Here is a 21,179-nt window from a genome sequence, read left to right as displayed (position 1 = left end):
GTCCGGGCGCTCCGGACGCCGCCGCCGACTCGCCCCATGACCTCCGCCACCGCTTCCCCCACGCGCTCCCGCGGCCGGCTCTTCGACGTCCGGCTGCTCATCGGCGTCCTCGTCGTCGCCGTCCTGCTCGCCGCCTCCCTCGCCGTCGGCGTCTACGACATCGCCGGCTCCTCGGACGGCGCCGAGATGTTCCAGATCACCCGCATCCCGCGCACGATCGCGCTCGTCCTCGCCGGCGCCTCCATGGCGATGGCCGGGCTCGTGATGCAGATGCTCACCCAGAACCGCTTCATCGAGCCCACGACGACCGGCACGACCGAGTGGGCGGGCCTCGGCCTCCTTGCCGTGATGATCCTCGTGCCTCACGCCCCGCTCCCGCTGCGGATGGCGGGGGCGATCCTCGCCGCGTTCGTCGGGACCATGGTCTTCTTCCTGTTCCTGCGCCGCGTGACGCTCCGCTCCTCCCTGATCGTCCCGATTGTCGGGATCATGCTGGGCGCCGTCATCGGCTCCGTCTCCACCTACGTCGCGCTCTCGACCGACACGCTGCAGAGCCTCGGGGTCTGGTTCGCCGGCAGCTTCACCTCCGTCCTGCGCGGACAGTACGAGATGCTGTGGATCGTCGCGATCGTGGGCGTCATCGTGTTCGTCGTCGCCGACCGGCTCACCGTGGCCGGGCTCGGCGAGGAGATCGCTACGAACGTCGGCGTGAACTACGACCGGATGATCCTGCTCGGCACCGTCCTGATCGCGGTGGTCACCGGCGTGGTGACCGTCGTGGTCGGGAACCTCCCGTTCCTGGGCCTCATCGTGCCGAACCTCGTCTCGATGATCCGCGGCGACGACCTGCGCAGCAATCTGCCGTGGGTCTGCCTGCTCGGGATCGGCGTGGTGACCCTGTGCGATCTGATCGGGCGGACGATCATCATGCCGTTCGAGGTCCCGGTGTCCCTCGTGCTCGGGATCGTGGGCGCCGTCGTGTTCGTCCTGCTCCTGCTGAGGCAGCGTCGCCGTGGCTGAGGCGATGCGGACCCGAGGGGCGCAGGCGCCCGCGCGGTCGTCCGGTGCGCTGCCGGCGCGGCACACCCGGCGGCGCTTCGTGATCGTGGTGTCGGTCCTCGCGGTGCTCGCGCTCGGCTTCGCCTTCGGGATGCTGGCGTGGGGGAACCCGATGCCCGTCGGCTCGGAGGGGTTCTGGCGGATCGCGAACCGGCGATGGAACAACGTGATCGTCATCGCGATCGTCGCCGCCTGCCAGGCGGTCGCGACCGTCGCGTTCCAGACCGTCACCACCAACCGCATCATCACCCCGTCGATCATGGGGTTCGAGTCGCTCTACCGCGCCGTGCAGACGACCTCGGTCTACCTGTTCGGGATCGCGGGGCTCGTCGCGATCCAGGGGCTGTGGCAGTTCACCCTCCAGATCGCCATCATGGTCGGGCTGGCGATGCTGCTCTACGGATGGCTCCTCACGGGTCGCTACGCGAACCTGCAGATCATGCTGCTCGTCGGGATCGTCATCGGCGGCGGTCTCGGGGCTGTCGCCACGTTCATGCAGCGCCTGCTCACGCCCAGCGAGTTCGACGTGCTGGCGGCGCGGCTCTTCGGGAACGTCTCCAACGCGGATCCCGCGTACCTGCCCCTCGCCATCCCGCTGTGCGTGGGGGCGGCGGCGCTGCTGTGGGCACGCGCTCGCCGGCTGAACGTCATGGCGCTGGGGGCGGACACCGCGACGTCCCTGGGGCTGAACCACCGGCGGGAGCTCATGGTCGTGCTGTTCCTCGTCGCGGTGCTGATGGCGACCTCGACGGCGCTGGTCGGGCCGATGACCTTCCTCGGGTTCCTCGTCGCCACGCTCGCCTATCAGCTCGCCGACACCTATGACCACCGCCTGGTCTTCCCGATCGCGGTGCTGACCGCGTTCACGATCCTCACCGGGGCCTACTTCGTGATGCGCAACGTCTTCTCCGCGCAGGGCGTGGTGTCGATCATCATCGAGTTCGTCGGCGGTCTCGTCTTCCTCATCGTCATCCTCAGAAAGGGGCGTCTGTGATCACGCTCGAGGGCGTTCGCCGCCAGTACAGCACCGAGGTCGGGATCGGACCCGTCGACCTGCGGATCCCGCGGGGCGGGGTCACGGCGCTCATCGGTCCCAACGGCGCGGGCAAGTCGACGCTGCTGACCATGGCCGGCCGGCTGATGGGGATGGACGAGGGGGCGATCGAGATCGCCGGGATGGACGTGGCGCGCACGCCGTCCAAGGATCTGGCGAAGATTGTCTCGATCCTCCGGCAGGAGAACCACTTCGTCACCCGGCTGACCGTGCGCCAGCTCGTGGGCTTTGGCCGGTTCCCATACTCGAAGGGGCGGCTGACGCGCGTCGACGAGGAGATCATCAGCCGCGCGATCGACTTCCTGGAGCTCGGCCCGCTCGAGTCGCGCTATCTCGACGAGCTCTCCGGGGGGCAGCGTCAGCGCGCGTACGTGGCGATGGTGTTCGCCCAGGAGACCGAGGCGGTGCTGCTCGACGAGCCGCTGAACAACCTGGACCTCCGCCACGCCGTGCAGATGATGAAGCACCTGCGCCGGGCGGCGGAGGAGCTCGACCGCACGATCGTGGTCGTGCTGCACGACATCAACTTCGCGGGGCACTACGCCGATCACATCTGCGCGATGAAGGACGGGCGCGTGGTGGAGTTCGGCCCGCCCGCGCAGATCATGACCGACGAGGTGCTGACGCGGGTCTTCGACACTCCCGTCCGGGTCGTCGACGGCCCGCACGGCCCCCTCGCGGTCTACTACTGACCGGCGACTACTGACCTGACGGCCGCATCGACTCGCGGTGGTCGAGTGGTCAGTTTCTGTGGGCTCCCGGCCCGCGAACCCGCAGAAACTGACCACTCGGCGGGGAGGGCGGGGACGGGGGCGGGCCGGCTAGAGCTGGATGCCGTTGTCCTCGTCGTTCACACCGGTGTTGCGCCCGCGGCGGGTCTCGAATCCGAGGAACCAGATCGTCCAGATGAAGGCGGCGAGGACGAGCGCGAGGACGACGTTCTGCAGGACGAGTCCCACGACGATCCCCAGCACGAGGAAGCCGAGCGTCACGAGGATCCGGAGGCCGGTGCGCCGCGGAGTCTGCATCCCGCCAGTCTAGGCGTCGCCCGTCGCGGCTCGTCTGGCGCCGAAGCCCCCTCTCTTCGCCGACCTCTCGGCCAGCCCGAACCCTCTCCTGACGCCGAAACCCCCTCCGCCCGCCGACACCCCCTCTGAGACGCGTATCTCCGAGGGGGTGTCGGCGAGGAGAGGGGGTTTCGGGTGGAACGCCGGTCAGCGATCGCGGTGGTCCTCGGGAGCCAGGCGCGGACCCCGCCGGGGCTCGACGACGCCGCTGGCGAGGATCATCCGGATCGCGCGCTGGCGCTGACCCGCCCACGGCGCGAGGAGGGCGATCATCCCCTCGTCGTCCGTTCTGCTGCCGGTGAGGGCGTAGCCGATCTCGTGCGCGAGGTGGTAGTCGCCGACGCTGACGGCGTCCGGATCGCCGAGTGCGCGGATCCGCGTCTCGGCCGAGGTCCAGGCGCCGATCCCGGGAAGGCTCGTGAGGACCGCGTCCCGCGCGGCCCCGCCCGCCGCCTGCAGTACGGCGGAGGCGATGCGCTCGCCGCGTTCCGCCGCACGGACGATGGTCCGCGACTGCGGCGGCTGGACGCCCGCGCGGTGCCAGGCCCACGAGGGGATGCGCCGCCATCCGGCCGGATCGGGCGGCGCGGACAGGGGACGCGGCGTGGGGCCAGGGGCGCGCTCGCCGAAGCGGGACACCAGGGCTCGCCAGGCGCCGAAGGCCTGCATGGCCGTCACCTTCTGCTCCAAGACGGAGCTCGCCAGGGCGTCGAACACCTGGTCCGTGCGGGCGAGGCGGAGCCCCGGGTTCCGTCGGGCCGCCTCAGCGACGAGCGGGTGCGCGGAGGCGTCGAAGCCCGCGGCGTCGTCCGCGGCGCCGCAGAGCCGTGGCACCTGGTCGAGTGCGTGCCCGGCGCCCGGCCCCCACGCGGTCGCCCTCACCTCGCCCGAGACGGCGCGCAGCGCCAGGGTCGCCACACCGGCGGGGGTGCGGGACGCCCGCCAGATCACAGGTCCGTCGACCGCCATCGTCGGGTCCGTCCCGCCGCGACGGAGCACCGCCACCGTCGCAAGCAGATCGAGCGGGTGGCGCGGGCGATACACCGTCTCCCTCGGACGCTCCGTGTGCCGCGGCGTCGGGAGGGGCCCGGTGCGCGCGGCGCGGACGATCGTCATGCGATCACCCTACGTCGGCACGGCGACATCGTCCGCTCGGCCGGCTCGCTCGCCGCCATCACCGCGACGAGGTGCGGTCGGCCGCCGTCGATCCTGCACGACTCCCTTGCGCGGTGCCGGGACCACCGCGATCGCAGGGAACCCGGCGCGGACGCCGCGGTCCGGCGGATCAGGAGCCGCCCGGCGGGTCAGAAGCGGTCGGGCGAGGGGGTGCCGTGGCCGTAGCGGATGACGACGTCGGCGTGACGGTCGAAACGGTATCCGACCCCGCGCACCGTGCGCACGATGTCCTCGTACCGGCCGAGCTTGGCCCGCAGACGGCGCACGTGGACGTCGATGGTGCGCTCGCCCGGGGTCTCGTCTTCGGGGGCCTGCCACAGGGCGGACACGAGCTCGCTGCGCTCGATCGTGCTGCCCTCGCGGAGAACCAGGTACTGCAGCAGCTCGAACTCCTTGTAGGTGAAGGAGGCGGACTCTCCGTCGATGAGGACGCGCTTGCGGGAGATGTCGACCACGACGCCGCCCTCGTCCTCGTCGCGCTCCTCGGCGGCGGCCTTGGAGCGCGCGATGGCGCCGGGCTCGTGCAGGGCGAGACGGACGACGTCGAGATCCCGGCCGCCGGCGGTCTGCGGGGCGAGGGCGACGGTGGCGTGCGTCTCGGCCTCGGGCGCGAGCTCTGCGAGGGTGCGGCGCAGGGCGTCGACGAGGAGGGGCAGGCTGACCCCCGCGGTCGCCGCCTTCAGCTCGTCGATGCCGACGTAAAGGGCGAAACCGCGCGGGGCACGGGTGGTGGGAAGCTGGGCGGCCGAGGATTCGGCGGGGGCGTCGATCTGAGTGTTCGGCACGACGTGGAGACGGGTCGGGGCGGTGGCGGGACGCTCGAGGAGGGCGGTGTTCGACATGATGATGAGTCCTTGGGAACGGACCCGGCGACGTCGGTCGTCGATGGTTCGAGTGAGGACGACGCGTCGCGGACGGGTCTGATGTGTTGCGGAAGTGACCGGTAGGGCCGGGGCGAGCACGCGGGTGGGTGCTCGGTGACTCAGCTCGCGAAGATCACGACAGAGCGAGTCGGGCGGGTGGCTGAATCGTTCAGCAGCACATTCGGCAACACATGCCAACGCGGCCGGCCATCATCATGCCGGTCGTCCCGTTCGCCTCCTGGGCGGACATGGGGCGTGCGTTGGTGGTCATGGGGCCGATTATTACCGACGGTGTCCGCATGTGTCAAAACGGGCTCTCCGCGGAGACGAGCACATACGAGGCGAACCGGCCCCGACCCCGGCGGCGGGGCGTAGCGTGGCGGCGTGACGAAGACGGATGACACCGAGTACCTGGTGACCAGGGAGGACGACGCGTCGCGGTACACCCTCACCCGCGGCGGGGAGCTGCTGAGCGTCCTGGACTTCCGCGACGACGGGCGCACCATCGCGCTCACCCGCGCCTTCACCATCCCGACGTTCCGCGGCTCCGGGCATGCGGCACGGGTCGTGGCGGGCGCGGTGGCGGACATCGCCGCGCGCGGGGACCGGAAGGTCGACGCCGTGTGCTGGTACGTCGCGGACTGGTTCGCCGCGCACCCCGAGCACGCCTCCCTCCTGCGCGTCCGCTGACGGCCGCGCAGGAGGACCCGGCCGAGGCGGCGGGCGTAACACAGCGTCATGATCGCCGCGGGCCCGGCCGGGGCGCGGCCGAGACAGGCGCCGCCACGGGATGCGAGGATGACGGCATGAAACTCGCCGAGGCCCTGGCGGCGCGCGCGGACCTGCAGCGCCGCATCGAACAGCTCCGATCCCGGATCGCGACGAACGCGCGGTTCCAGGAGGGGGAGGAGCCCGCGGAGGACGCCGGCGCGCTGCTGGCGGAGGCGGAGGAGGCGCTGGAACGCCTCCGCGACCTCATCCGACGGATCAACGCTACCAACGCGGGGCTCGATCTCGGCGCCGACGGCACCATGACCGACGCGCTCGCTGCGCGCGACGTGCTGCGCCTGCGACACGCCCTTCTCGCGGAGGCGGCCGCCGCCGCGTCCGGCTCGAACGGGCTGATGCGGCAGATGCGCTCCGAGCTGCGCCAGTTCCCCGCGCTGCCCGTCGCCGAGCTGCGCACCCGGGCCGACGATGTCGCGCGCGAGCTGCGCGAGCTCGACACGCGGATCCAGCAGGCCAACTGGACCAACGATCTGAGGGAGTGAGGCCGAGCGGACGGAAGTCGGTAGTCCGAGGAAGCGGGCACGAACCCTGCCGGAGGGTCAATCCGGCCCTGTCGGGCGGAGGGCAGCCCCTGTCTCGCACAGCGCAGCCCCGCACCCCGCACAGGTGATCGCGCACCGCGCAGGTCGCACCACCGTGTGCCGGTCCTCGGACGAGGGCGGGTCAGGGGATCTTCCGTCCGGTTCCCCGGAGCGGGCGCGGCGCCGCGTCGCTGAGCCGGGGCGGCGGACGGGTTCGCGGCACGCCTCAGCGGCGATGTCGGACCCTCTCCGTACCGTGGGTGGCATGAGGATCCTGCACACCTCCGACTGGCACATCGGCCGCACGTTCCACGGGCACTCGACGCTCGCGGCGCTGGCCGAGGTGCTGGGCGCCCTGGTCGCGCAGGTGCGGGAGCACGATGTGGACGTCGTCCTCCTCGCGGGGGACGTCTTCGACTCGGCGACCCCGGCCGCGCCGGCCTACACGCTGCTCACGGACACCCTCGCCGCAGTGCACGACGCCGGAGCGCAGATCATCGTGACCAGCGGCAACCACGACTCCGCCGCCCGGCTCGGCTTCCAGTCCCGGCTGCTGCGCGAGGGCATCCACGTCGTCACGGACCCGCGGGGGATCGCCACGCCGATCACGATCGAGGACGAGCACGGCCCCGTGCGGTTCTTCGGGCTGCCCTACCTCGAGCCGGCGATCGTCCGTCAGCACTGGGCCGAGGACGCCGAGGCGCTCCCGCTGCGCACGCAGGCGCAGACCCTGGCACACGCGATGTCGCTCGTGCGGACCGGACAGGACGCGCACCCCGGGCGATCGGTCGTCGTCGCGCACTGCTTCGCCGCCGGAGTGGACGCGACCGTCGGGCTGGAGCGCGAGATCCGCCAGGGCGGGATCGACATGGTGCCGCTGTCCGTGTTCGACGGCGCCGACTACGTGGCGCTGGGGCACATCCACGGGCGGCAGACGCTGAGCGAGGGCGTCCGTTACGCGGGCGCGCCGCTGCACTACAGCTTCGGCGAGCAGCACAAGGAGCGCGGTTCCTGGCTGGTCGAGCTGGACGCCGACGGGCTCGCGGACGTCACGTGGCTGGCACTGCCGGTGCCGCGGCGGCTCGTGACCCTCACCGGACCGCTGGACGAGATCCTCTCCGAGGAGAACGCGGCGGCTCACGCGGATGACTGGGTCTGCGCGGTCTACACGGACGCCGTGCCTCAGCACGAGCCGATGCGGCGGCTGCGCGAGCGCTTCCCGTTCTGCGCACTGGTCCAGCACCAGCCGGCCGGCGCGGACGCCCGCGACGAGCGCTCGTACGCGCAGCGGCTGCGGGCCGCCCTCACCGACACGGACCGGATCGACGCGTTCCTCTCCCACGTGCGTGCGGGCGTCGGGCCCAGCGAGGCGGAACGGCTCCTGATCCAGGAGGTCGTGGACGACCGGGTCCGGGCAGAGGCACTCGTCTAGTGCGACTGCATCGTCTGGAGATCGAAGGCTTCGGGCCGTTCCTGCGCCGTCAGGTCATCGATTTCGACGCCTTCTCGGACGACGGCATCTTCCTCATCGCCGGACGCACCGGGGCCGGGAAGTCGAGCATTCTCGATGCCGTCTGCTTCGGCCTGTACGGCGGGGTCCCGCGGTACGACGGCGGCGAGAAGCGGTTGCGCAGCGATCATTGCGAGCCGGAGGACCCGACGGAGGTCGTCGTCGAGTTCAGCACGGTCGCGGGGCGCTTCCGGGTCACGCGCTCGCCGGAGTACCTCCGACCGGCCAAACGCGGCGGCGGTCTGACCAAGCAGGCGGCCGCGGTCGCCCTGGAGGAGCACACCGATGCCGGGTGGGTCGGCCGCGCCGCACGGGCGGTCGACGTGGCGAACGAGCTCGCCGACATCCTTCAGCTCACCCAGGAGCAGTTCCTGCAGGTCATCCTGCTCGCGCAGAATCGGTTCGCCGACTTCCTGCTCTCCGACAGCCGAGATCGGCTCGCTCTGCTTCGCCGCCTGTTCGGCACCGAGCGGTTCGAGGACTACCAGACCCGGTTCGAGGACCGACGCCGTGCCGCGGAGGCGGCGCTGGGCGGTCGCCGGGCGACGGTCGAGGCGCGGCTGGCGGAGGCCGAGCGGATCGTGGACGGCGCCGGTCTGCACGGTCGTACCGCCGCCGAGGACGAGGACGGCGCCGATGTCGGAGATTCGACGCCCGCCGCAGAGCCGCGGCGATCCGATGCGGACGAGGGGATCGGCGAGGCCGCCCCGACCGGCATCGGGGCACGGAGCACGCCCGAACGGATCGCCGCGCTGCGGCGGGCGCTCGCGCGCGCCGACTACCGCGTCGAGAGGCTGCGCGCGGAGCGAGACGCCGCCGAGTCGGCCCTCGCCGCCGCGGACGAGCGTCTTGCGACCGCGAAGGAGGAACGTCAGGCACAGAGCGAACGGGACCGTGCGCGCGCGGCGCTCGCCGCGCTGGACGCCGAGGCGGAGCGCGTCGCCGAGGACCGCGAGCGGCGGGACCGAGCGCGGTCGGCCGAGGCGCTGCGGTCCGTGCTCAAGGCGGCCTCGCGCGCGCAGGCGGCCGAGAAGGCAGCGGTCCAGGCGGAGGACGCAGCCCGAGCGGCATGGGAGCGGTATGCGGACGAGACCGTCGGTCCCGACGCGGAGGCCGCCGACCTTCGTGCCTGGGCCTCCGACCGAACGAGGGAGAGCGGTGCCTGGCAGAGGGCCGCGGACCTCGAACAGCGCCACCCGGAACGCGAACGTGAGCTCGCCGAGGCACGGCGGGAGGCGACGGAGGCCGCGGAGGAGCTGGCCGCTGTGGAGCGTGAGAGCGAGGAGCTGCCGGCGCAGATCCTCGAGCTGACGGCCCTCCGTGACGCCGCTCGTCGTGAGGGCGACCGGGTCGACGACCTCCGTCGCGCCGAGGAGGAGTCGGCCGCGCGCCTCCGCGCCGCGTCCGAGATGCAGCGGCTGGACGAGCAGCGCACCGAGGCCGAGCGCCGCAGCGCCGCCGCGGCGGGGGAGAGCGCCCGGGCGCAGGGCGTCGTCGCCGCTCTCCGGCAGCGTCGTCTGGACGGCTTCGCGGGGGAGCTGGCGTCGGCTCTCGTCCCCGGGGAGCCGTGCGCCGTCTGCGGTTCGACCGAGCATCCCGCCCCGGCGGAGCACGCGGACCCCGTCTCGGCCGAGGATGTCGCGCAGGCCGAGGCGGTCCGGGACGCGGCGGCGTCGGCGGAGCGCGAGGCGGTCCAGCGCGAGGCCTCCGTCCGGGCGGAGCTGGCGGCGGTGACCGAACGGGCGGGGGGCCGTACGGTCGCCCAGGCGGAGGACGAGCGCGACCGTGCCCGGGAGGCGTGGGAGGCCGCGCAGGCCGCGGCCGCGCGCGCCGAGGAGCACGAGCGCGCGCTGACCGCGGCCCACCGTCGCCGGGAGGAGAACGGGGCGCGTCACGATGAAGCGGTCCGGACGCTGGCGGAGGCTCGGGAAAAGCTCGTTCGATGCGAGCAGCGCGCTGCCGAGGCCGACGCGGAGATCGCCCGGGCGCGCGGGGAGCACGAAAGCGTCGCGGAGCGCCTCGATGACCTGCGCCGCGCCATCGCTGCGGCGGTCGACGCGGCGATGGCGAGCGAGGAGCGGGCGTCACGCACCGCGGCGGCCGAGGAGGCGTTCTCCGCGCAGAGGCGCGCCCTGGAGGAGTCGCCGTTCGCCGACGCGGAGGCGGCCGAGGCGGCCCTGCTCGCGCCGACGGAGCTCGCCGCGCTGGAGAGCCGTCTCACCGCCCACGCGGTGCAGCGCGAGAAGGAGCGCGACACCCTTCTGCACCTCGAGCTGCGGATGCTCCCGGAGGAGCCCATCGATCTGGATCCGGTGACGCGCGCCGCCGCGGACGCCCGCGAGGCGTGGAAGCTCGCCGTGGGGGCCGCGGCGCGGGCGGAGGAGACCGCGGTGCGGCTGCGGGGACTCGTCGACGATGCCGAGGCGGAGCACGCCGTCTCAGCCGAGGAGCAGGCGGAGTTCGACGTGCTGCGCGGGCTCGCGGACACCCTGGCCGGACGCGGCGAGAACACCCGGAAGATGAACCTGGAGACGTTCGTGCTCGCCGCGGAGCTGGAGGAGATCGTCGCCGCGGCCACGCTCCGGCTGCAGGACATGTCCTCCGGGCGCTACCAGTTGCGCCACTCCGACGCGCTGGCCGCGCGCGGCGCCGCCTCCGGGCTCGGGATCGTCGTGTTCGACGCCTTCACCGGTCAGACGAGGCCGGCCCGATCCCTCTCCGGCGGCGAGACGTTCCTCGGCTCTCTCGCCCTCGCCCTGGGGCTCGCCGAGGTCGTGACGGCGCGGGCCGGGGGGATCCGGTTGGACACGCTCTTCATCGACGAGGGCTTCGGATCGCTCGACGCCGACACCCTGGAGGTGGCCATGCGCACCCTGGACGAGCTGCGCCAGGGAGGCCGGACCGTCGGCGTCATCAGCCACGTCGAGGCCATGCAGGAGCAGATCCCCGCGCAGCTGACGGTGCGAGCCACGCCGGACGGGCCGAGCGTGATCGACGCTCCCCGGTCGGTCGGGCCGGGCGCCGGGGAAGACGCGGGTCAGACGCCGTAGTCGGCGCGGATGCGCTCGCGCAGCTGACGGCTGCAGCGGTCCAGAGCCGCCTTCCAGTCGGTGAGCGCACCGTCCTCCGCACGGTCCGAGACGGCGCGCAGCACACGGATCGGCACCTCGAAGCGCTGCGCTACCCAGATGTACGCGTAGGTCTCCATGTCGACGAGCACGGCGCCGAGGGGCCGGATGGTCGCCGTCGCCTCGGCGTCGTCGACGAAGTGGTCGCCGGTGGCGATGACCACGCCGTCCCGGCCGGTGGAGACGCGCGCGGGCAGGGACACGTGCTGTCCGACGATGCCGTCGATGTCGGTGACGTCGTGCTGGATCGCCGTGCCGACCTCGTGCACGTCCGCGTCGAGATCCGGATCGATCGCCCCCGCGGTCCCCACGACGACGACCTCTTCGTACGTGCGCCGGGACAGCGCCATGGTCAGCGCGTACGTGGCCTGGAGCTTGCCGGGGCCGGTGACGAGGCGCTCGAAACCGGGAAGCGCATCGCTGAAGCCCTCCTCGGCCGGGAACGCGGACAGTTCGGAGGCGAGGGCGGCGACGAGAAGTCTCACCGGATCATCCTGCCACTCCCGGGCATCCCACCCGGCGTCGTTCATACCGTCGTAACGTGGCGAGGCGGATACTGGACCGGACGAACGGAGTTGCCGTGACCCTGCAGCAGGACATCATCGACGCCCTCGGCGTGCGCGCCGACATCGATCCGCACGCCGAGATCGAACGCCGCGTGGCGTTCCTCGCCGACTACCTCGCGCGCACCGGCGCCCGCGGCTACGTCCTGGGCATCTCCGGCGGTCAGGACTCGACGCTCGCCGGGCGTCTCGCGCAGCTCGCCGTCGAGCGCGTCCGGGCGCAGGGCGGGGAGGCGGCGTTCATCGCCGTGCGGCTCCCGTACCGGGTGCAGCACGACGCCGACGACGCCGCGGCGGCCCTGGACTTCATCGCCCCCGACGAGCGCCTCGAGGTGAACATCGAACACGGCGTGGACGGGCTGGAGACGGACCTGGAGGCCGCAGGCGTCGGCGAGATCAGCGATTTCCAGCGTGGGAACATCAAGGCGCGGCTGCGGATGGTGACGCAGTACGCGATCGCCGGGCACCGCGGCATGCTCGTGATCGGGACCGACCACGCCGCGGAGGCCGTCACCGGCTTCTTCACCAAGTTCGGCGACGGCGCCGCCGACCTCACCCCGCTGGCGGGACTGACGAAGAGACAGGGCAGGGCCCTGCTGCAGGAGCTCGGCGCACCGGACCGCCTGGCGTTCAAGGTGCCGACCGCGGACCTGCTGGACGGCAACCCCGGTCGTTCCGACGAGGACGAGCTCGGCCTCACGTACGAGCAGATCGACGACTACCTGGAGGGGCGGGAGATCTCCGCCGACGCCGCGCAGCGTCTCGAGGGCAAGTACCTCGCGACGGCGCACAAGCGTCACCTGCCGGTGACGCCCGACGACGCCTGGTGGCGCTGAGCTCCTGAGCCCCGTCGGCGGGGATGTCCGCGGGGCGGTCTAGGGTTTCAGGAGCGGCCGGACGAGGCCGCGCCACCCGAGGCAAGGAGTCCCTGTGCGCGTCATCCCCGCATCCGATCCCGCTTCCTCCGGCGGGGCGGCGCGGGTGGTCTGGAGCGCGACGGACCTCAAGCTCGCCGCGGAATGCGAGTTCGCCTGGGCGAGGGCGCTGGACGCGAAGCTCGGTCGTGTGCCCGCCGTCGAGGACCCCGAGGACGCCACGCTGCGCCGGGCCGCCGAGCTCGGCGACGCGCATGAGCTCGCGGTGCTCGGCGACTACGTCGCGCGATTCGGGACGGCCGCCGACGGCGGTCCGGGCGTCGTGGAGCTGCCCAAGGTCTCCGCCGCCGACCCGGACGCCCTGGCCGCGGTCGTCGCGGAGACGGAGCGCGCGCTGCGGTCGGACGCCGACGTGGTCTTCCAGGCCGCATTCTCGACGCCGGAGTTCGTCGGGTTCGCGGACTTCTTGCGACGCGACGACGACGGCCGTTGGCGGGTGCAGGACTCGAAGCTGGCGCGGCACGCGCGGGTGACCGCGCTCATGCAGCTCGCGGCATACGTCGATCAGCTCGACCGTCTCGGCATCCCTCGCGCCGACGAGGTCGACCTGATCCTGGGAGACCGCTCGGTCAGCACCCACGCCGTCGACGACCTGCTCCCGCTGTTCCACGTCCGGCGAGCCCGACTGCGGCGCATCATCGCGGATCGACGTGTCGAGGAGGCCGAGGCCGGCGCGCCGCTCGCCTGGGGCGACGACCGCGGCGATCTCCAGATCGTCGCGTGCGGCCGGTGCGCGACGTGCGACGAGCAGGTGGAGGCCCACCGCGACCTGCTGCTCGTCGCACGCATGCGGCCGGTCCAGCGTCAGCGTCTGCGGGCCGCCGGGATCACGACGATCGACGCCCTCGCCGCGGCCGCCGAGGCGCCCGAGGGGATGAGCACCGAGACGTTCACGGCCCTGCGGTCGCAGGCCCGCCTGCAGGTCGCGGCGCCGACGGAGCCCGGCGAGGCGCCGACGTTCGAGCTCGTGTCCGCGAACGCGATCGGGATGCTCCCCCGCCCGAGCCGCGGCGACCTGTTCTTCGACTTCGAAGGCGACCCGCTCTACACCGAGGCGGCACCGGATGCGCCGTGGGGGCTGGACTACCTGTTCGGCTGGGTGGACGACGCCGAGCAGTACTCGGCGCTGTGGGCGCACACCTTCGCCGACGAGAAGAAGGCGCTGCTCGACTTCCTCGCCTTCGTGAAGCTGCGCCGGCAGACCCACCCCGATCTGCACATCTATCACTACGCCCCGTACGAGACCTCGCACCTGGCGGCCATGGCGGCCCGGCACGGCGTGGGGGAGCCGGATGTCGACCGGCTGCTGCGGGAGGGCGTCTTCGTCGACCTGTATCCCCTGGTGCTCCGAGCGGTGCGGGTCGGCTCGCGGTCCTACTCGATCAAGAAGCTGGAGCCGCTGTACATGGGCGCGGAGGTCCGTACCAGCGACGTCCAGAAGGGGGACGACTCGATCGTGCAGTACGTCCAGGCGCGCGCGCTCGCGGCGGAGGGGCGGACGACGGAGGCGGACGCGATCCTCGAGGACCTCGCCGACTACAACCGCTACGACTGCGTCTCGACGAGACGACTGCGGAATTGGCTCGTCGATCTCGCGCGCCAGGAGCGCGTGCTGCCCGCGCCGCCGGACGATCCGGAGACCAGGGCCTACGAGCCGTCGCCGCTGTCGGTCGCCCTGCAGTCGGAGGCGCAGCGTGCCGACGAGGAGGAGCGGGACGGCGAGATCTATCGCGTCGCGGCCGCCGCGATCGACTACTACCCCAGGGAGGCGAAGAACTTCTGGGTCGCGCATTTCCAGCGGCTGCGCGAGCCCGTGTCCCTCTGGGAGTCGACGCGCGACGTGCTGCGCGTGGATCCCGAACGGTCCGCGGCGGTCGGCGACTGGGAGATCGAGGACGGCAAGCGGGTGCTGACGCGGACCATCGCGCTGCGCGGCGAGCTGGCCCCCGGCAGCACGATCGGGGTCGGCGCCCGCCCGTTCGCCCTGTACGCCGTGCCGGCGCCGTTCGACGGCGAGTTCCCGTCGCGGGTGATCCACGTGCCGCACGAGGTCGAGGTCGTGGAGGTCGGCGAGGACGCGCTGGTCGTCTGCGAGCGCGCGGTGCAGGGCCAGACGTGGGAAGAGCTCCCGGTGGCCCTCACCCCGGCCGCGCCCCCGCACGTCGGCGCGCAGCAGGGCGCGATCGAGGAGTGGGCGGGCGCCGTCCACGCGGCCGCGCCCGGGTTCCCGGAGGACGCGGCCACCGACGTGCTGCGGCGCATCCCGCCGCGGACGATCTCGGGCGCACCGCTGCCGATCGCGGAGGACGGCGGGGCCGCCGACGCGATCGTGCGCGGGATCCTCGACCTGGATCGCAGCTACCTCGCCGTGCAGGGACCTCCGGGCACGGGCAAGACCTACACCGGGTCCCAGGTGATCGCCCGGCTCGTCCGTGAGCACGGCTTCCGCGTCGGCGTCGTCGCCCAGTCGCACGCGATCGTGGAGAACCTGCTCGACCGCGTGGTCGTGGCCGGGGTCACCGCCGCTCAGGTCGCGAAGGCCCCGAAGAACGGCGGCGACGGCGACGAACCGGCGTACACGGTGATCCGCAAGGACGGCATGGCCGCGTTCCTCGGCGAGAACGCCGGCCGCGGCGTCGTCGTCGGGGGAACGGCCTGGGACTTCGCCAACACCCGCCGCGTGGAGCGCAAGGCGCTGGACCTCCTCGTGATCGACGAGGCGGGGCAGTTCTCCCTCGCCTCGACCATCGCCGTCGCCGCGGCGGCGCAGCGGCTGCTCCTCCTCGGCGATCCGCAGCAGCTGCCGCAGGTGAGCCAGGGAGCGCACCCCGAGCCGGTCGACACCTCGGCGCTGGGGTGGGTGATGGCGGGGCGCGCGGTCATCGACCCCGGGCACGGCACGTTCCTCGCGCGCTCCTGGCGGATGCATCCCGCGGTGGCGGCCCCCGTCTCGCGGCTGTCGTACGCGGGGCGCCTCGCCTCTGCGCCGGGCGCCGAGCGGCGGATCATCGAGGGGGTCGAACCCGGGCTCCACGTCCGCGCCGTACGCCATCGGGGCAACGCGACGCAGTCGCCCGAGGAGGCGGCGGAGGTCGTCCGGATCGTGGCCGATCTCGTCGGGCGCGCGTACCGCGACGCGATGGAGGACCCCGACGCACCGGAGCGGATCCTGCGGACGTCGGACATCATCGTGGTCGCCCCGTACAACGCCCAGAAGCAGCTGATCCACGAGGAGCTGTCGGCGGCCGGCTTCGGCGACGTCGAGGTCGGCACCGTCGACAACTTCCAGGGCAAGGAGGCGGTCGTCTCGATCACCTCGCTCGCCGCGTCCAGCGGACGCGATGCTCCCCGCGGACCGGACTTCCTGCTCCTCCAGAACCGCCTCAACGTCGCCGTGTCGCGGGCCAAGGCCGTGGCCTACCTCGTGCATTCGCCGGCCCTGCTCGACGATCTGCCGTGGACGCCGGAGGGCGTGGCACGGCTCAGCGCCTTCGCCCGCCTGGTGGGTGCGGACCGGGAAGGCGGTGCCCATGCGGTCGCCTGACGACATCGCGCGGGCGTCGGCCTCCTGGGTGTGGCATCCGCGGGGCAGCGAGCATGACGACCAGCACCTGCACCTCGTGCGCTACCCCGCGCGCTTCGGCGGCGGCGTCCGGGCGTCGCAGATCGACACCGACCTGGACGCGGAGGAGGTCGTGTCGCTCGCGATCGACCGGACCCGTGCCTGGGGCGAGAACCGTCTCGTCGTCTGGGTGGGCGCGGCGGACCGGCCGGACGTCGAGGACGAGCTCCGGCGCATCGGCGCCGTGCACGACGACACGGTCACCGTGTTCGCCCGTCCGCTTCCCGGGGATCCGATCCCGGTGCCGGACGACGTCACCGTCGAGATCGTGCGGACGATGGATCAGGTGCGGGACGTGGATGCCGTGAACGTCCCCGTCTGGGAGCAGGCTCCGCTCGACGCCGAGGGACTGCGCGCGGAGCACGTGGAGGTGACGACCGCGCTCGAGTCCGGAGAGGGCTGCCGGGTGCTGTCCCGGATCGACGGGCGACCGGTCGGCACCGGAGGCTGCACCGTCGTCGACGGGTTCCTGCGGCTGTGGGGCGCGGCGACGCTGCGCGAGGTGCGTGGGCGTGGCGCCTACCGGGCGGTCCTGGCGGAACGGCTGCGGTGGGGAGCCGCCCAGGGGGCGGACACCGCTCTCGTGAAGGGCAGGGTCGAGACCTCCGCTCCGATCCTGTCACGCGCCGGATTCCGCCGCTTCGGCGAGGAGCGTTCCTACTCGATCCGGCTCTGAACGTCGCCACCGGGCCGCCGTCCGCGGCATCGTCGGGGACGAGTCAGGCGCGGGATCAGGGAACCAGCGCGCGGCGGCGCGGGCAGCGCGAGGGATCAGACGGTGCCGTAGAGCCGGTCTCCGGCGTCGCCGAGACCGGGGACGATGTAGCCCTTCTCGTTCAGACGCTCGTCGAGGGCGCCGAGGACGAGGGTGACGTTGCGATCGCCGACGAGCTTCTCGATGGTCGCCACGCCCTCGGGGGTGCCCAGGAGGCAGATCGCCGTGACGTCCTCCGCACCGCGGTCGAAGAGGAACTGGATGGCGGCGGCGAGGGATCCGCCGGTGGCGAGCATGGGGTCGATCGCGAAGCACTGGCGATCGCTGAGGTCGTCGGGGAGGCGCTCCGCGTAGGTGGTCGGCTCGAAGGTCTCCTCGTCGCGGACCATTCCGAGGAAGCCGACCTCCGCGGTCGGGAGGAGCTTGACGAGCCCCTCCAGCATGCCGAGCCCCGCGCGCAGGATCGGGACCACGATCGGCCGGGGTTCGGAGATCTTGACGCCCGTGGTCGTGGTGACCGGCGTGGTGATCTCGATTGGGCTGACCCGGACGTTGCGGGTCGCCTCGTAGGCGAGCAGCGTCACGAGCTCCTCGGTCAGCTGGCGGAACACCGGCGACGGAGTGCGCTCGTCGCGCAGCACCGACAGCTTGTGGGTGATGAGGGGGTGGTCGGCGACGTGCACTCGCATAGATACAGGCTAGTGCGCCGCGAGTCGGTCCGCCGCCCTGGTCCGGTGCGCGGCGCGCGGCAGTAGGCTCGGGACCCAGGACGCTCGGGATCGGGAGGGCGATGGTGACGGTCGGGATGCAGCGGTACGCCGACGCGATGTCCCGCGCCCTCACGCTCGCGTCCGAGGCCGCCCGCGCAGGGGAGATCCCGGTGGGCGCCGTCGTCCTGGACCCGGAGGACCGGATCGTCGGCGAAGGACGCAACGACCGGGAGGAGTCCGGGGATCCGACTGGGCACGCGGAGATCGTCGCGCTCCGGACCGCGGCGGCCGCGCGTGGCTCCTGGAACCTCGACGGCTGCACCCTCGTCGTGACGCTGGAGCCGTGCGCGATGTGCGCGGGCGCGATCCTCCAGGCACGCGTCCCGCGGGTCGTGTTCGGCGCGTGGGACGACAAGGCCGGGGCCGCGGGATCGATGTACGACCTGCTCCGCGACCGCCGTCTGCCGTACCGGGCCGAGGTCGTCGGAGGGGTGGCCGAGGCGGAGTCCGCCGCACTGCTGCGCGCCTTCTTCGAGTCCCGCCGCTAGCCCGCCCCCTCTGTTCGCCGAGTGGTCAGTTTCTGCGGGTTCGCGGCGCTCGAACCCGCAGAAACTGACCACTCGTCACGTGGGGAGGGCGAGGTCGGCCAGGCGCTCGACGAGGAAGAGGTACGCCTGGGCGTGCGGATCGAAGTAGCCGCGATCGGTCCGCCCCTGCTCGTCGACGCTCGTGCGGGAGGCGTGCCCGGTCGTCGCCAGCCCCCGGGTTCCGTCCGAGCCCGCGACCGGGCCGCCGTCCGCGTCGTAGACCACGGCGCCCTCGACGTCGCGGGGATCGACCGGATGCTGGCCGAAGCGCCCGAGCGGCGCGACCGCGTCGGCCGACGCCTCGGTCGCGTAGTAGATCAGCTGGCCCGCGGCGATCGCATCCTCGATCGCTCCCGCGGCCATCCGTGTGAGCCCCGCGGATCCGATCGAGAAGGCCGCGTCCACCTCGGACGACGCGCCCAGCACGACGAGCTCGCCGAACAGCGTCGACGAGTACGAGTACCCGACGACGGCGATCGCCGCCGTGGGGTTCGTCGCGCGGATCCGATCCAGGTCCGCGCCGAGCCGGGCCGCCCCGATCGTCGCGTGCGCGGTGGCCAGCGCCGTGGCGTGCGTGCCCGAGTCGTACCCGAACCAGGCGATCGTCGCGACGCGGGCCGACCCGCCGCGCACGGTGACGGCCCGGATCACATCGGCGCACAGACGGCGGATCGTGTCCGCCCAGCTGGGTAGCTCGGACAGGTCGGTCGCGATGCCGTGCATCACCACCACGTCGAGGTCGGCGGTGGCGACGTCGCCGAACGCGATGGTCGCGTACGGCTCGTCACCGAGGAAGAAGAGCTGCAGCAGACGGGCCTGGGAGTCCTCGCGCAGCACGTCGCGCACGTTCTGCAGCTTGTGCCGGGCGTGCTCGGCGAGATCGGGTCGCGCGAGCGCGTCGGCGAGCGGGTCCGTCATGGCGTGCGGCCCGGTCTCAGTCCTCGGACTTCAGCACGAAGGCGTCGGTCGGGGGCTGCGGGTCGCGCGACGGCCGGTAGACGTCGGGCTCCAGATAGACGACCCGCGCGATCGGCACCGCGGCGCGGATCCGCTCCTCGATCGCGTCGATGTCGCTCGCGGCCTCGCGGACGGTCTGGTCCGCGGGGAAGGCGACCTTCGCGGCGACCAGCAGCTCGTCCGGGCCGAGGTACAGCGTCTTGATGTGGATGAGCCGCTCGACGTCGGGCCCGGACTCGATGGCGTCGACGATGCGGCGGTGATCGGCCTCGGTCGCGCCCTCGCCCACCAGCAGGCTCTTCGTCTCGATCCCCAGGACGATCGCGATCAGCACCAGGAGCACGCCGATCATGAGCGTGCCGAGGGCGTCGAAGACCGAGTTCCCGGTGAGGACGGTCAGGCCCACGCCGAGGAGGGCGAAAGTCAGACCGGTGAGGGCGCCGACGTCCTCGAGCAGGACGACCGGCAGCTCGGGCGCCTTGGCCCGGCGGATGAACGAGCTCCAGGACTGCCCCTGCTCGCGCACCCGGTTGCTCTCCTTCACCGCTGTCCTGAGCGAGAAGGACTCCAGCCCGATGGCGATCACGAGCACGACGAGCGGCAGCCACCACCACACCGGGTCCAGGGCGTGCGGGTGGGTGAGCTTCTCCACGCCCTCGTAGATCGCGAACAGGCCGCCCAGGGAGAACAGGATGATCGAGACCACGAACGCGGAGACGTATCGCTCCCGGCCGTAGCCGAACGGATGCGCGCGGTCCGCGTGGCGACGGGCCTTGCGCCCGCCGAGCATGAGCAGGAGCTGGTTGCCGGAGTCGGCGACGGAGTGGATCGCCTCGGCGAGCATCGATGCGGAGCCGGACAGCAGCCACGCCACGAGCTTCGCCAGAGCGATCCCCATGTTCGCCAGGAACGCCGCGAGAACCGCCTTGCCGCCGCCGGTCGCACTCATGGACCGAGTCTAGATCGCGCGCGGAGGACGGGTCTGCGGGCGAGCCGACGCACAGGGGCCGATCCTAGGATGGGCGGCATGGTCGATCAGCTTCCCTCCCTCGCTTTCCTCGGTGCCGGCTCGATGGGGGGAGCGATCCTCCGCGGCGTCGTCGCCTCGGGCATCCCCGTCGACGGCGGCATCACGGTGACCAACCGCACGGCCGCCAGGGCTCTGCCGCTGGCCGGGCTCACGGGCGTGCGCAGCATCGCCCTCGAGGAGCAGCCCGACGGCAACCTGGAGGCCGCGGGATCGGCGCGCATCGTCATCGTCGGCGTCAAGCCGGCCATGGTCCCCGACTTGCTCGCGGAGATCGCCCCCCGGCTTCGTCCCGATGCGCTCGTCGTGAGCATCGCGGCGGGGGTCACCCTGGCGACCTTCCGTCGGATCCTCGGCGACGGGGTCAGCGCGCTCCGGGCGATGCCGAACACCCCAGCCACGGTGGGGCGCGCGGTCACGGGACTCGCGGCCGCGGAGGACGTCCGCGCGGAGGACGTCGCGCTCGTCCGGGCGCTGTTCGAGACCGTCGGGTCGGTGGTCGAGGTCCCTGAGGACCAGATCGACGCCCTGTCTACGATCTCCGGATCGGGACCCGCCTACGTGTATCTGCTCATCGAGGAGTTCACCCGGGCGGCCGTCGGCAAGGGGTTCTCCGAGACCGACGCGCGTCTGCTCGCGGAGCAGACGTTCATCGGCGCCACGGCGCTGCTGGAGGCGTCGGGCGAGGACCCCGCCGAGCTCCGCCGCGGCGTCACCAGCCCGAAGGGCACGACCGAGCGCGCCGTCGCGGTGCTCCAGGAGGCCCGTCTGGACGACGTGTTCGCCCGCGCCACCGACGCGGCCCTCGCCCGGGCCCGCGAGCTGGCCGCCGAGGGCTGACCCGGATCCCGTCGACGTCGCCCACGCCGCCCACCGGGGGCGGGGTGGGGCCGCCT

At 72.6% G+C, this 21,179-nt stretch carries 19 protein-coding genes; 12 read left to right on the top strand and 7 right to left on the bottom strand.

What is annotated here, in order from left to right; all coding sequences use genetic code 11:
- Window positions 1-36 precede the first annotated feature (36 nt).
- From V6R91_RS32695 to V6R91_RS32685, 3 genes are read left to right on the top strand one after another with little or no spacing between them, the layout of a single operon-like run.
- A complete protein-coding gene (locus tag V6R91_RS32695; protein ID WP_336398804.1) occupies window positions 37-1,020 on the top strand; it encodes an ABC transporter permease in 984 nt (327 codons plus the stop codon).
- 4 nt (window positions 1,021-1,024) lie between these two features.
- The gene (locus tag V6R91_RS32690) at window positions 1,025-2,053 is read left to right on the top strand and encodes an iron chelate uptake ABC transporter family permease subunit (protein ID WP_442928212.1); all 1,029 of its coding nucleotides are present in this window, start codon (window positions 1,025-1,027) and stop codon (window positions 2,051-2,053) included.
- Complete coding sequence (locus tag V6R91_RS32685; protein WP_271063017.1) at window positions 2,050-2,805, top strand: iron ABC transporter ATP-binding protein; 756 nt, start codon at window positions 2,050-2,052, stop codon at window positions 2,803-2,805. Before V6R91_RS32690 ends, V6R91_RS32685 begins: the two co-directional genes overlap by 4 nt.
- Before the next feature lie 129 nt (window positions 2,806-2,934).
- Here the strand turns inward: V6R91_RS32685 and V6R91_RS32680 are convergent, their stop codons facing one another.
- From V6R91_RS32680 to V6R91_RS32670, 3 genes are all read right to left on the bottom strand, one after another.
- On the bottom strand, window positions 2,935-3,141 hold the full coding sequence (locus tag V6R91_RS32680) for a hypothetical protein (protein ID WP_336398802.1): 207 nt from the start codon (window positions 3,139-3,141) through the stop codon (window positions 2,935-2,937).
- A 186-nt stretch (window positions 3,142-3,327) separates the two neighbouring features.
- Complete coding sequence (locus tag V6R91_RS32675) at window positions 3,328-4,296, bottom strand: DNA-3-methyladenine glycosylase family protein (protein ID WP_336398801.1); 969 nt, start codon at window positions 4,294-4,296, stop codon at window positions 3,328-3,330.
- A 188-nt stretch (window positions 4,297-4,484) separates the two neighbouring features.
- Window positions 4,485-5,198, bottom strand: coding sequence for a winged helix-turn-helix domain-containing protein (locus V6R91_RS32670; protein WP_067249252.1), 714 nt, complete (start codon window positions 5,196-5,198; stop codon window positions 4,485-4,487).
- Window positions 5,199-5,603: 405 nt separating this feature from the next.
- Between V6R91_RS32670 and V6R91_RS32665 the strand changes: the two genes are divergently transcribed.
- The 4 genes from V6R91_RS32665 to V6R91_RS32650 all read left to right on the top strand — a co-directional run bounded on the left by V6R91_RS32665 (window position 5,604) and on the right by V6R91_RS32650 (window position 11,089).
- Window positions 5,604-5,909: a GNAT family N-acetyltransferase gene (locus V6R91_RS32665; RefSeq protein ID WP_067249258.1), complete on the top strand. Its 306-nt coding sequence runs from the start codon at window positions 5,604-5,606 to the stop codon at window positions 5,907-5,909.
- A 116-nt stretch (window positions 5,910-6,025) separates the two neighbouring features.
- On the top strand, window positions 6,026-6,490 hold the full coding sequence (locus tag V6R91_RS32660; protein WP_336398800.1) for a DIP1984 family protein: 465 nt from the start codon (window positions 6,026-6,028) through the stop codon (window positions 6,488-6,490).
- A 304-nt stretch (window positions 6,491-6,794) separates the two neighbouring features.
- Entirely contained in the window at window positions 6,795-7,961 is a 1,167-nt protein-coding gene (locus V6R91_RS32655) for an exonuclease SbcCD subunit D (protein ID WP_336398799.1), read from the top strand.
- Window positions 7,961-11,089: an AAA family ATPase gene (locus V6R91_RS32650; protein ID WP_336398798.1), complete on the top strand. Its 3,129-nt coding sequence runs from the start codon at window positions 7,961-7,963 to the stop codon at window positions 11,087-11,089. Before V6R91_RS32655 ends, V6R91_RS32650 begins: the two co-directional genes overlap by 1 nt.
- Here the strand turns inward: V6R91_RS32650 and V6R91_RS32645 are convergent.
- A complete protein-coding gene (locus V6R91_RS32645) occupies window positions 11,077-11,652 on the bottom strand; it encodes a phosphorylase family protein (RefSeq protein ID WP_336398797.1) in 576 nt (191 codons plus the stop codon). The genes V6R91_RS32650 and V6R91_RS32645 overlap by 13 nt on opposite strands.
- A gap of 95 nt (window positions 11,653-11,747) precedes the next feature.
- Here V6R91_RS32645 and nadE point away from each other — a divergent pair, with 95 nt between their 5' ends.
- The 3 genes from nadE (at window position 11,748) to V6R91_RS32630 (ending at window position 16,963) form a co-directional block, all read left to right on the top strand.
- Window positions 11,748-12,566, top strand: coding sequence for an ammonia-dependent NAD(+) synthetase (gene nadE / locus V6R91_RS32640; RefSeq protein WP_336398796.1), 819 nt, complete (start codon window positions 11,748-11,750; stop codon window positions 12,564-12,566).
- A 94-nt stretch (window positions 12,567-12,660) separates the two neighbouring features.
- Window positions 12,661-16,209: a TM0106 family RecB-like putative nuclease gene (locus tag V6R91_RS32635; RefSeq protein ID WP_336398795.1), complete on the top strand. Its 3,549-nt coding sequence runs from the start codon at window positions 12,661-12,663 to the stop codon at window positions 16,207-16,209.
- Window positions 16,196-16,963 carry a GNAT family N-acetyltransferase gene (locus V6R91_RS32630; RefSeq protein ID WP_336398794.1) on the top strand — a complete coding sequence of 256 codons (768 nt, stop codon included), beginning with the start codon at window positions 16,196-16,198 and terminating at the stop codon, window positions 16,961-16,963. The genes V6R91_RS32635 and V6R91_RS32630 overlap by 14 nt, the downstream gene beginning before the upstream one ends.
- Before the next feature lie 95 nt (window positions 16,964-17,058).
- Here V6R91_RS32630 and upp read toward each other — a convergent pair whose 3' ends face one another.
- Window positions 17,059-17,691 (bottom strand): uracil phosphoribosyltransferase, encoded by a 633-nt coding sequence (gene upp, locus V6R91_RS32625; RefSeq protein ID WP_067246642.1) that lies wholly within the window; start codon window positions 17,689-17,691, stop codon window positions 17,059-17,061.
- Window positions 17,692-17,792: 101 nt separating this feature from the next.
- Here upp and V6R91_RS32620 point away from each other — a divergent pair, with 101 nt between their 5' ends.
- The gene (locus V6R91_RS32620) at window positions 17,793-18,260 is read left to right on the top strand and encodes a nucleoside deaminase (RefSeq protein ID WP_267918686.1); all 468 of its coding nucleotides are present in this window, start codon (window positions 17,793-17,795) and stop codon (window positions 18,258-18,260) included.
- A 75-nt stretch (window positions 18,261-18,335) separates the two neighbouring features.
- Here the strand turns inward: V6R91_RS32620 and V6R91_RS32615 are convergent, their stop codons facing one another.
- Both V6R91_RS32615 and V6R91_RS32610 read right to left on the bottom strand, forming a co-directional pair.
- A complete protein-coding gene (locus tag V6R91_RS32615; protein WP_336398793.1) occupies window positions 18,336-19,217 on the bottom strand; it encodes an alpha/beta hydrolase in 882 nt (293 codons plus the stop codon).
- A gap of 16 nt (window positions 19,218-19,233) precedes the next feature.
- Window positions 19,234-20,205 (bottom strand): cation diffusion facilitator family transporter, encoded by a 972-nt coding sequence (locus tag V6R91_RS32610; RefSeq protein ID WP_336398792.1) that lies wholly within the window; start codon window positions 20,203-20,205, stop codon window positions 19,234-19,236.
- Window positions 20,206-20,283: 78 nt separating this feature from the next.
- On the opposite strand from V6R91_RS32610, the gene proC reads away from it, so the two are divergent.
- A complete protein-coding gene (gene proC / locus V6R91_RS32605; protein WP_336398791.1) occupies window positions 20,284-21,123 on the top strand; it encodes a pyrroline-5-carboxylate reductase in 840 nt (279 codons plus the stop codon).
- Window positions 21,124-21,179 lie beyond the last annotated feature (56 nt).

This window comes from Microbacterium sp. CCNWLW41, from assembly GCF_037083505.1.
The sequence above is the reverse complement of the archived record's forward strand: the minus strand, read 5'-3'. Positions and strand labels throughout refer to the sequence as shown.

Bases quoted from the DNA above. Each gene is read 5' to 3' on its own strand.
- V6R91_RS32690 (WP_442928212.1), top strand. From the start codon at position 1,025: ATGCGGACCCGAGGGGCGCAGGCGCCCGCGCGGTCGTCCGGTGCGCTG.
- V6R91_RS32615 (WP_336398793.1), bottom strand. From the start codon at position 19,217: ATGACGGACCCGCTCGCCGACGCGCTCGCGCGACCCGATCTCGCCGAG.
- V6R91_RS32675 (WP_336398801.1), bottom strand. From the start codon at position 4,296: ATGACGATCGTCCGCGCCGCGCGCACCGGGCCCCTCCCGACGCCGCGG.
- proC (WP_336398791.1), top strand. From the start codon at position 20,284: ATGGTCGATCAGCTTCCCTCCCTCGCTTTCCTCGGTGCCGGCTCGATG.
- V6R91_RS32680 (WP_336398802.1), bottom strand. From the start codon at position 3,141: ATGCAGACTCCGCGGCGCACCGGCCTCCGGATCCTCGTGACGCTCGGC.
- V6R91_RS32620 (WP_267918686.1), top strand. From the start codon at position 17,793: ATGGTGACGGTCGGGATGCAGCGGTACGCCGACGCGATGTCCCGCGCC.
- upp (WP_067246642.1), bottom strand. From the start codon at position 17,691: ATGCGAGTGCACGTCGCCGACCACCCCCTCATCACCCACAAGCTGTCG.
- V6R91_RS32695 (WP_336398804.1), top strand. From the start codon at position 37: ATGACCTCCGCCACCGCTTCCCCCACGCGCTCCCGCGGCCGGCTCTTC.
- V6R91_RS32610 (WP_336398792.1), bottom strand. From the start codon at position 20,205: ATGAGTGCGACCGGCGGCGGCAAGGCGGTTCTCGCGGCGTTCCTGGCG.
- V6R91_RS32655 (WP_336398799.1), top strand. From the start codon at position 6,795: ATGAGGATCCTGCACACCTCCGACTGGCACATCGGCCGCACGTTCCAC.
- V6R91_RS32630 (WP_336398794.1), top strand. From the start codon at position 16,196: ATGCGGTCGCCTGACGACATCGCGCGGGCGTCGGCCTCCTGGGTGTGG.
- V6R91_RS32670 (WP_067249252.1), bottom strand. From the start codon at position 5,198: ATGTCGAACACCGCCCTCCTCGAGCGTCCCGCCACCGCCCCGACCCGT.
- V6R91_RS32660 (WP_336398800.1), top strand. From the start codon at position 6,026: ATGAAACTCGCCGAGGCCCTGGCGGCGCGCGCGGACCTGCAGCGCCGC.